We start from the raw sequence: 711 nt of genomic DNA, 5'->3' as shown, positions 1-711 counted from the left end.
TGGTGTCGCAATGTCAAAGAACCAACCACGCTGCCACTGCGGCGGTGAGATGAAACGCAACGGCACCACCAGCAAAGGAACTACCAGGTGGCGATGCAAACACTGCGGCGCGTCGCGTGTGAAGCGCCGGATCGACATCACCAATTCCACGGGTTTTACCGCCTTCATTGACCACCTGACCACTGGCGCCAGCCTCGATATCATTGCCAGCCGTGTGGGATGCTCGCCGCGCACACTGCAACGCCGCTTCGAACCCTTCTGGCTCGTTGACGTACCCGATCCAACCATCGGACACATCGGGCGGGTCTACGACCAGGTGTTTCTAGACGGCACATATACCGCCGGCGGCTGTTTGATCATTGCCGCCACTATCGACCACGTCATCGCCTGGCACTGGTGCAAACACGAAACCACACGCGACTACCAACGACTTCTCGAGCGCATCGAAGCCCCACTTATTGCCGTTATCGATGGCGGCCAGGGAGCGTTTAGCGCGATCAAAAAGTGCTGGCCCACCACGAAAATCCAGCGTTGCCTCGTGCACGCCCAACGCGTGGTACGCCGCTACACCACCTCACGTCCCCGCACTGATGCTGGGCGCACCATCTACCGACTGGCGCTGAAACTGACCCGGATCACCACCCTGGACCAAGCAGCAGCATGGGGTGCGCAACTGCACGAATTCTCCACGATCTACCGTTCCTGGATGGA

General features: G+C 59.6%; 1 pseudogene. It reads left to right on the top strand.

What is annotated here, in order from left to right:
• Nucleotides 1-10 precede the first annotated feature (10 nt).
• Nucleotides 11-711 (top strand): annotated as a pseudogene (locus tag QP324_RS11840) (IS256-like element IS3507 family transposase); the annotation flags it as partial.

It is taken from the genome of Corynebacterium sp. UMB0012, assembly GCF_030216265.1.
Taxonomy (GTDB): Bacteria; Actinomycetota; Actinomycetes; order Mycobacteriales; family Mycobacteriaceae; genus Corynebacterium.
The sequence above is the reverse complement of the archived record's forward strand: the minus strand, read 5'-3'. Positions and strand labels throughout refer to the sequence as shown.